An 8,686-nucleotide genomic window follows, 5' to 3' on the forward strand; every position below is an offset into this window, starting at 1 on the left:
GCGAGGCACCGAACGAAAGGGGCAAAAGCGCTTGGTTACTTGGCGCTTCTCCAAGTGACTCGCCGTAAGGGCGAAACCAATATCAGCCATCACCCAAAAAATGGATACACACACAAAACCCAAGTAAACAGCCCGCTGCCCGGACACACACGATCGGAGTATCGTAAAACGACCATGAACATTCTCTACGATGAACGCGTTGACGGAGCGCTGCCCAACGTCAACAAGTCAGCACTGTTGCAAGCCCTGCAAACCCGTTTGCCGGCCCTGGAAGTGCTGCATCAGCAAGAAGAACTCAAGCCATACGAATGCGACGGACTCTCGGCTTATCGCACCACGCCCCTGCTGGTGGTCCTGCCACGCCATCTCGACGAAGTACAAGGCGTGCTCCGGCTCTGCCATGAAATGCACGTGCCGGTGGTCGCCCGTGGTGCCGGCACCGGTTTGTCCGGCGGCGCGTTACCGCTGGAAAAAGGCGTGCTGCTGGTCATGGCGCGCTTCAACAACATCCTGCACATCGACCCGGCCGCCCGCACCGCACGGGTCCAGCCCGGCGTACGCAACCTCGCTATTTCCCAGGCAGCAGCCCCCTTCGGCCTGTACTACGCGCCAGACCCTTCCTCACAGATCGCCTGTTCCATCGGCGGCAACGTCGCCGAAAATGCTGGCGGCGTGCATTGCCTGAAATACGGCCTGACCGTGCACAACCTGCTCAAGGTCGACATCCTGACCGTGGACGGCGAGCACCTGACATTGGGCTCCGATGCCCTCGACTCACCCGGCTTCGACCTGCTGGCGCTGTTCACCGGCTCCGAAGGCATGCTCGGGGTGATCACCGAGGTCACCGTCAAACTGCTGCCCAAACCGCAGTCCGCCAAGGTGCTGCTGGCGGCGTTCGATTCCGTCGAAAAAGCAGGACGAGCGGTAGGTGACATCATCGCCGCTGGCATCATTCCAGGCGGTCTGGAAATGATGGACAACCTGGCGATCCGTGCCGCTGAAGACTTTATCCACGCCGGCTACCCGGTGGACGCCGAAGCCATCCTGTTGTGCGAACTCGATGGCGTCGAAGCCGATGTCCACGATGACTGCGACCGCGTGCGGCAAGTGCTGGAACAGGCCGGCGCCACCGAAGTGCGCCAGGCCAGGGATGAAGCCGAACGTGTGCGTTTCTGGGCCGGACGCAAGAATGCCTTTCCCGCGGTCGGTCGGCTCTCGCCGGATTATTACTGCATGGACGGGACGATCCCACGCCGTGAGTTGCCCGGCGTGCTGCGCGCCATTGCCGCGTTGTCCGCCGAGTATGGCTTGCGCGTCGCCAACGTTTTCCACGCCGGTGACGGCAACATGCACCCATTGATTCTGTTCGACGCCAATCAACCGGGTGAGCTAGACCGCGCCGAAGCGCTGGGCGGCAGGATCCTCGAATTGTGCGTGAAAGTCGGCGGCAGCATCACCGGCGAACACGGCGTGGGCCGCGAGAAGATCAATCAAATGTGCGCGCAGTTCAACGCCGATGAGCTGACGCTGTTCCATGCCGTCAAAGCCGCGTTCGATCCCGGCGGTTTGCTCAACCCCGGCAAGAACATTCCGACGCTGCACCGCTGCGCCGAATTTGGCGCCATGCACGTGCACCTGGGTCAGTTGCCCTTCCCTGATCTGGAGCGATTCTGATGCGCAGCGAACTCGATATCGATGACAGCGGCGTGCTGCTGGAGCAGGTCAATCAAGCGCTGGAAAACGCCACGCCGCTGCGCATTCAGGGTTCCAACAGCAAGGCGTTTCTGGGGCGCATCGTTGCGGGCGAAGTACTCGACACGCGCAGCCACCGAGGCATCGTCAGCTACGACCCGACCGAGCTGGTGATCACCGCCCGCTGCGGCACGCCCTTGTCGGAACTGGCGCACGTGCTGGATGAAGCACAGCAGATGCTGCCCTGCGAACCACCATCCTTTGGCGACGATGCCACCGTCGGCGGGATGATCGCCAGTGGCCTGTCGGGACCGCGTCGTCCCTGGTCTGGCTCGGTGCGCGATTTCGTCCTCGGCACACGGGTCATCACCGGGCACGGCAAGCATTTGCGCTTTGGCGGCGAAGTGATGAAGAACGTCGCCGGTTACGATCTGTCGCGCCTGATGGCCGGCAGTTTCGGCGCCCTTGGGGTGATCACCGAAGTCTCGCTCAAGGTTCTGCCCAAACCACGGCAAACCCTGAGCATCAGCCTGGAAATGGACAGCGATCGTGCCTTGCTGCGCCTCGCGGAATGGGGCCAGCAGCCGTTGCCGATCAGTGCCGCGTGCCACGACGGGCAACGCCTGCACTTGCGGCTTGAGGGCGGCGAAGGCTCGGTGGCGGCGGCTCATGACCGTTTGGGCGGTGAGCAGCTGGACGCCTCGTATTGGGCGGATCTCAACGAGCACCGACTGAGTTTCTTCGACGAGGGCCAGCCACTGTGGCGCCTGTCCGTGCCGCACAACACGCCGCGGTTGTCCCTGCCCGGCCGGCAACTGCTCGACTGGGGCGGCGCCCAGCGCTGGCTCAAGTCTGACGCCGAAGCGGCGTTCATTCGCCAGGTCGTGGATGAGGTCGGCGGCCATGTGACCTGCTACAGCCATGGCCTGATCGACAGCCCGTTCCAGCCGTTGCCTGCCGCGTTGATGCGCTACCACCGCAGCCTCAAGCAACAACTCGACCCACGGGGCATTTTCAACCCGGCACGCTTGTACGCGGAGCTTTGAACCATGCAGACAACCCTGAGCGAAACCGCCCGGCAGCTGCCCCGCGCCGAAGAAGCCGAAAGCATTTTGCGCACCTGCGTGCACTGCGGTTTCTGCAATGCCACCTGCCCGACCTATCAATTGCTCGGCGATGAACTCGATGGGCCACGGGGCCGCATCTACCTGATCAAACAGGTGCTGGAAGGCAACGAGGTCACGCAGAAAACCCAGCAGCATCTGGACCGCTGCCTGTCATGCCGCAATTGCGAAACCACCTGTCCTTCCGGGGTCGATTATCACAACTTGCTCGACATCGGCCGGGCGGTGGTCGATGCGGCGGTGCCGCGCACCATCGACCAACGTCTGTTGCGTGAGGGATTGCGCGGCGTCGTCCTTAATCCGGGACTGTTCAAAGCACTGATCAACAGTGGTCAGGTTTTTCGGGCACTGCTGCCCAACACCTTGCAGGCAAAATTGCCTCGCCATGTTTATCTCCCACGGCAACGCCCCACCACACGCCATGCCCGCCAGGTGCTGATGCTCGAAGGTTGCGTACAGCCGAGCCTGTCGCCCAACACCAATGCGGCAGCGGCGCGGGTGCTGGATCGACTGGGTATCAGTGTCACCCCGTCCAGCGAAGCCGGGTGTTGCGGCGCGGTGGATTATCACCTCGACGCTCAGGCAGCTGGCCTCGACCGCGCTCGCCACAATATCGATGTGTGGTGGCCGAGTATCGAGAACGGTGCGGAAGCCATCGTGCAAACCGCCAGTGGCTGTGGCGCCTTCATCAAGGACTATGGCCATTTACTCGAACGCGATCCGGCCTACGCCGAGAAGGCAAAAAGAGTCAGCGCGCTGGCCAGGGACCTGGTGGAAGTGTTGCGCGACGAACCGCTGGAAACACTCGGCATCCACAGTGACCAGCGCCTGGCCTTCCATTGCCCCTGCACCTTGCAGCACGCGCAAAAGCTCGGCGGCGCGGTGGAAGCGCTCCTTGCTCGCTTCGGTTTCAACCTCACACCTGTGCCCGACAGCCATTTGTGCTGCGGGTCGGCGGGCACTTATTCGATCACCCAACCCGAACTGTCCCGGCAACTGCGCGACAACAAACTGAATGCGCTGGAAAGTGGCCATCCTGAAGTTATCGTTACCGCCAATATCGGCTGTCAGTCGCATCTCGACGGCGCGGGCCGAACCCCGGTCCGGCACTGGATCGAACTGCTCGACGCGGCGCTGCCCTCATCGATCACCGGAGATTCCCCATGAAAAGCAAAGCCGTCCTGAGCCAGACCGAAGTCAGCCGGATCCTCGCGGCCGCACGCACCGAAGCACAAAATAACCAATGGGCCGTGACCATCGTGATCGTCGACGACGGCGGCCACCCCCTCGCCCTCGAACGCCTCGACGGCTGCGCGCCCATCAGCGCGTACATCGCCACCGAAAAGGCGCGCACCTCGGCGTTGGGCCGGCGCGAATCCAAAGGTTATGAAGACATGGTCAACGGCGGGCGCTTCGCGTTTTTGTCGGCCCCCTTGCTGACATCCCTGGAAGGCGGCGTGCCGATCATCGTCGACGGTCAGGTGGTGGGTGCGGTCGGCGTCTCTGGCGTAAAAGCCGAGCAGGATGCGCAAGTGGCGAGCGCCGGGGCGCAATGCCTGAACTGAACCGTGCTCGAGGAGCGTAATCAGAAGAAACAAAAAAGAGACTTCCGTCTCTTTTTTTATGCGCGGCTAGAATTGATAGTTGTCGCCGCTTTTTCGAACTGACAGAGCAACCGTCCACTTCAAAGGAAGCGCAAAGATGAATCGTCTTACTGCGAAAGACTTTGCCCCTGAGCTGCTCGAACTCTACGACTACTACGCCCACGGCAAGATCAACCGGCGAGAGTTTCTCGACCGGGCGGCGTTATTCACCCTTGGCGGCCTGACTGCCAGCGCGCTCCTCGCCGCCCTGAGTCCCGACTATGCCTTGGCCGAACAAGTGGCGTTTACCGATCCGGACATCATCGCCGAGTACGTCACTTACCCCTCGCCCAAGGGCCACGGGCAGGTTCGGGCCTATCGGGTGCGCCCGGCAAAAGCCACCGGCAAAGTGGCGGCCGTGGTCGTCGTGCATGAAAACCGCGGGCTCAACCCCTACATCGAAGATGTTGCCCGACGCGTGGCCAAGGCCGGGTTCATCGCCCTCGCCCCCGATGGACTGACGTCGGTGGGCGGTTATCCCGGCAACGACGACAAAGGCCGGGAACTCCAGGCGACCGTTGATCCTGAAAAGCTCATGAATGACTTTTTCGCCGCGATCGAGTGGCTGATGAAACACGATACGACCACCGGAAAAGTCGGCATCACCGGCTTCTGCTATGGCGGTGGCGTCGCCAACGCGGCTGCCGTGGCCTATCCCGAACTCGGGGCTGCCGTGTCCTTCTATGGCCGGCAACCAGACGCCAGGGATGTCCCCCGGATCAAGGCGCCGGTGATCCTTCACTTTGGCGAACTGGACACACGCATCAACGAAGGATGGCCCGCCTACGAACAGGCATTAAAAGCAGCCGGCAAAACCTATGAAGCCTACATCTACCCCGGCGCCAACCACGGTTTCCATAACGATTCCACGCCTCGATTCGATGAGGCCGCAGCCAAACTTGCCTGGGAAAGAACGCTAAACTGGTTCCGGCGATACCTGTCTTAGCGCCGCTAGCAATAAGTGGTCTTGAATTTTTATTGCTGTTTCCAGGTTTTTAAAGAGTGCATGTCACATGAATAACAATGATTTTCTGTCGCAACAGAAACCACCCTTCAGCATTGTCCTGGTCAATTACAAAACCATCGAAATAACCCGGATTTGCCTCGACCTGCTACATCAGCACCTGGGCGACAGCAACATTCCGGTCTGGGTGGTTGATAACGACTCGGCCGATGAAAGCACCGACTATCTGCGCACACTGGACTGGATCAACCTGATCGAGCGAAAAGCTCCCGAGCCGGAGCATGGTCATATCGCGCATGGCAAAGCACTCGACCTGGTGCTGGAACGGGTTGAGACCGACTTTCTGTTCCTGCTGCACACCGATACGTTTATTTTCGACAAAAATGTATTTTCAATGATGTTGAACAAGTGCATTAAAAACCCGAATGTCGTGGCCGTCGGGTGCACAGAACAACTTAACCGCGGCACCACCAGAACCCTTTGGCGCTTTAGCTCACGACTGGTAAAACATCACGTCAGACGCCTGAAACTGTCCCTGGGACTACGTTCCAGAGAGCCAAAGCCCTACAGGGAAGTTTATTTGAAAAGCTTCTGTACCTTATGGAACTGCAAGCTGATGAAGCAACACGGCATGCATTTCCTGATGGATGAGCGCGTACCCGGTTATACCCTCCAGGACCGCATGACCCAGTTGGGCTATGTTGTTGAACTGTTGTCCCCGCGCAAGATATTCAGCTACCTCGACCATATTCAAGCGGGCACCGTCGCGGCCGCTGGCGGTTATGCGACAACGCACAGACGAACGAAGATGTACAACGACATCCTTAAACGTTTGAAAGGTGACAACAACCAGGTATCGGCAGCGCGTCACAAGTAGCGCGCCCCTCTTGCAGGAAGCACTCGCAGGTTGTTATGAACAGACTATTGGAGCGGTAATGACACCGATCACTCAGACACTTCCCATCGTCACCACCCCGGAGCTGGATTTTGACCAGAACGCTGCCAGCACTTTCGGTCACTCGCTAGCCAGTACTTATGCTCAAGCCACCCCCTTTCCACACATCGTCATTGACGATTTTTTACCGCAGGACCTGATTGCGAGCATCTGCGCGCATTTTCCCGTGGAGCCAACCAACAACGAAATGCTCTATGAGCGTGGCTATAAGGGTCAGCACAAACGGCAAGTCAGCCCCAACGAATGCAATCCCTACTTGAAGACGGTTTTCAACGCCTTCAACTCGGCGCCCATGTTGCAGTTTCTTGAACAGCTCACAGGTATCGAGGGGTTGATTCCCGATCCTTACTTTACCGGCGGCGGACTGCACGAAACGAAAAAAGGTGGGTTCCTGGGGGTGCACTCGGACTTCCGGCTCAACAAAAAGTTGAATATCGAGCGCAGGCTGAATGCCATTATTTACCTGAATCCGGATTGGCAAGAGGCATACGGCGGCAACCTGGAGCTATGGGACGTCGGGATGAAGACTTGCCTCAAGAAAGTCCTGCCGATCTACAACCGCTGTGTCATTTTCAACACCGACAAGGACAGCAATCATGGACACCCGGAGCCTCTGACGACGCCGGAACACATTACACGCCGTTCCATCGCGCTCTACTACTACACCGCAGCAACGGTGGCGGCTGATCCTGCGCAAAGAAACAAAACCCACTACAAACCAAGGCCCAAGGATCGCTTGAGCCTCAAGTACTACCTCAACAAACTCATCAAGAAGAAAAACTGACAGCACTTGCGGTTATCCGACCACATCGATCAACTGCTCGCGTTGCGCCCCCGTCAGCATCGGGCCGAAACCGGCACCGGCATTATCCGCCATGTAACGCGGGTTGCCGGTGCCGGGGATGACGCAGGTCACTGCCGAATGCGCCAGCAAATACTTGAGCGCCAATTGTGCCCAACTGGTGACGCCGACTTGCGAGGCCCAGCCGGGCAGCGGTTTGCCCTTCAAGCGGGCAAGCAAATCACCGCCGCCAAATGGCCGGTTGCAGATCACCGCCACGCCGCGTTCGCGACACAGCGGCAGGATGCGTTTCTCGACGCCGCGATCGTCCAGCGCATAGTTGATCTGCAAAAAATCCAGTGGCTCGGCTTTGAGCACCGCTTCCACTTCGTCATACGCTGACGCGGTGTAATGGGTGATGCCGATGTAGCGAATCCGCCCTTCTTCCTTCCATTTTCGCAATGTAGGCAAATGGGTTTTCCAGTCCAGCAGGTTATGGATCTGCATCAGGTCGATCCGGTCGGTCTGTAGCAGTTTGAAGGATTGCTCCATCTGCGCGATGCCTTCTTCGCGGCCACGGGTCCACACCTTGGTGGCCAGGAACGCGGGTGAACGCGGCTTGTGGATCGACAGCAGTTCCCCAATGGTCTGCTCGGCGCGGCCATACATGGGTGAGCTGTCGATCACCGTGCCGCCCTTTTCAAATAACGCGCTGAGAACGGCGGGCAGGTTTTTGTAGGCCGGCTCGGCAGGTGCGACATCAAAGCCGCGATAGGTGCCCACGCCGACAAGGGGCAATGGCTCGTTGCTGGAAGGAATGGCGCGGGTCAGCATGTTCTTGCCTCCTGTTTCCTTCGACGGCACGGTGGCTGCAAAGGCCGGATCGAAAGTGAGCACCGCCGAAGCACCGGCAGCCAGCGTGAGTATTCGTCGACGCGTGTATCCATCAGTGTGGCTCATGGTTGTGTCCTTCCACTGCCTGGCGGTTGGCCTTTTGCGCTTGTTGCGCGGCAAACGCCGCGATCACCGGCGCCACGAGTCCTCTGTTAGCCAAGAGAATAGCTGCCGGCGGCAATTCGTCCCTGCTTGAAATACAACGAGGTCTCAAGTGCTGGTGGGCGATAACAGAGGGCAGCGGGGGTAGCCATTTCATTAGCGGTGCCTCGCTAATGCTCGGCATGCCCTCGAGGGGGCGCTCAGATCAAAAGCTGAAGGCGAGCTAACGCTCGACCTGATGAGTAGTGAAAATCAAAGGCGTATGGGGTTCCCTGCAGGAGCAGGCTTGCCGGCGAAAAGCACCTGGGCAACGCGTTCATTCAGACAGCACGCGTTATCGTTGACGTCCATCGCCAGCAAGCCGGCTCCTACAGCGGATCGGTGTACATGTCCGGAATGAGTGAACGCAGCAAAGAAGGACAACGCGGACATCTAAAGAGCCAGGTCGGCTTTCAGGCCGCCTCGGCGGCTGTGGCGGTGGTCGCCCCCTCGAGAGGCCGAGCGCAGGTTCTGCGCAGTGGGCAACCCGGC

8 protein-coding genes are annotated in these 8,686 nt (G+C 59.6%); 7 read left to right on the plus strand and 1 reads right to left on the minus strand.

Annotated features, from left to right (window positions below; genetic code table 11):
* Positions 1-174: 174 nt before the first annotated feature.
* From glcD to PMI32_RS03600, 7 genes are all read left to right on the plus strand, one after another.
* The gene (glcD, locus tag PMI32_RS03630; RefSeq protein WP_032829134.1) at positions 175-1,674 is read left to right on the plus strand and encodes a glycolate oxidase subunit GlcD; all 1,500 of its coding nucleotides are present in this window, start codon (positions 175-177) and stop codon (positions 1,672-1,674) included.
* Complete coding sequence (gene glcE, locus PMI32_RS03625) at positions 1,674-2,738, plus strand: glycolate oxidase subunit GlcE (protein ID WP_008034042.1); 1,065 nt, start codon at positions 1,674-1,676, stop codon at positions 2,736-2,738. Before glcD ends, glcE begins: the two co-directional genes overlap by 1 nt.
* A 3-nt stretch (positions 2,739-2,741) precedes the next feature.
* Complete coding sequence (gene glcF / locus PMI32_RS03620) at positions 2,742-3,983, plus strand: glycolate oxidase subunit GlcF (RefSeq protein ID WP_008034043.1); 1,242 nt, start codon at positions 2,742-2,744, stop codon at positions 3,981-3,983.
* On the plus strand, positions 3,980-4,381 hold the full coding sequence (locus PMI32_RS03615) for a heme-binding protein (protein WP_008034045.1): 402 nt from the start codon (positions 3,980-3,982) through the stop codon (positions 4,379-4,381). The genes glcF and PMI32_RS03615 overlap by 4 nt, the downstream gene beginning before the upstream one ends.
* 136 nt (positions 4,382-4,517) lie before the next feature.
* A complete protein-coding gene (gene yghX / locus PMI32_RS03610; protein WP_008034046.1) occupies positions 4,518-5,405 on the plus strand; it encodes a YghX family hydrolase in 888 nt (295 codons plus the stop codon).
* Between the two features lie 67 nt (positions 5,406-5,472).
* On the plus strand, positions 5,473-6,300 hold the full coding sequence (locus PMI32_RS03605) for a glycosyltransferase (RefSeq protein ID WP_008034047.1): 828 nt from the start codon (positions 5,473-5,475) through the stop codon (positions 6,298-6,300).
* Between the two features lie 58 nt (positions 6,301-6,358).
* Positions 6,359-7,162, plus strand: a complete 804-nt coding sequence (locus PMI32_RS03600; protein ID WP_008034049.1) for a 2OG-Fe(II) oxygenase — start codon at positions 6,359-6,361, stop codon at positions 7,160-7,162.
* Between the two features lie 12 nt (positions 7,163-7,174).
* Here PMI32_RS03600 and PMI32_RS03595 read toward each other — a convergent pair whose 3' ends face one another.
* Positions 7,175-8,119: an aldo/keto reductase gene (locus tag PMI32_RS03595; protein ID WP_008034051.1), complete on the minus strand. Its 945-nt coding sequence runs from the start codon at positions 8,117-8,119 to the stop codon at positions 7,175-7,177.
* Positions 8,120-8,686 lie beyond the last annotated feature (567 nt).

It is taken from the genome of Pseudomonas sp. GM60, from assembly GCF_000282415.1.
GTDB lineage: Bacteria > Pseudomonadota > Gammaproteobacteria > Pseudomonadales > Pseudomonadaceae > Aquipseudomonas > Aquipseudomonas migulae.

Excerpts from the sequence above, each read along its gene's own strand:
- glcD (WP_032829134.1), top strand. The coding sequence starts at position 175 with ATGAACATTCTCTACGATGAACGCGTTGACGGAGCGCTGCCCAACGTC.
- glcE (WP_008034042.1), top strand. The coding sequence starts at position 1,674 with ATGCGCAGCGAACTCGATATCGATGACAGCGGCGTGCTGCTGGAGCAG.
- glcF (WP_008034043.1), top strand. The coding sequence starts at position 2,742 with ATGCAGACAACCCTGAGCGAAACCGCCCGGCAGCTGCCCCGCGCCGAA.
- PMI32_RS03615 (WP_008034045.1), top strand. The coding sequence starts at position 3,980 with ATGAAAAGCAAAGCCGTCCTGAGCCAGACCGAAGTCAGCCGGATCCTC.
- yghX (WP_008034046.1), top strand. The coding sequence starts at position 4,518 with ATGAATCGTCTTACTGCGAAAGACTTTGCCCCTGAGCTGCTCGAACTC.
- PMI32_RS03605 (WP_008034047.1), top strand. The coding sequence starts at position 5,473 with ATGAATAACAATGATTTTCTGTCGCAACAGAAACCACCCTTCAGCATT.
- PMI32_RS03600 (WP_008034049.1), top strand. The coding sequence starts at position 6,359 with ATGACACCGATCACTCAGACACTTCCCATCGTCACCACCCCGGAGCTG.
- PMI32_RS03595 (WP_008034051.1), bottom strand. The coding sequence starts at position 8,119 with ATGAGCCACACTGATGGATACACGCGTCGACGAATACTCACGCTGGCT.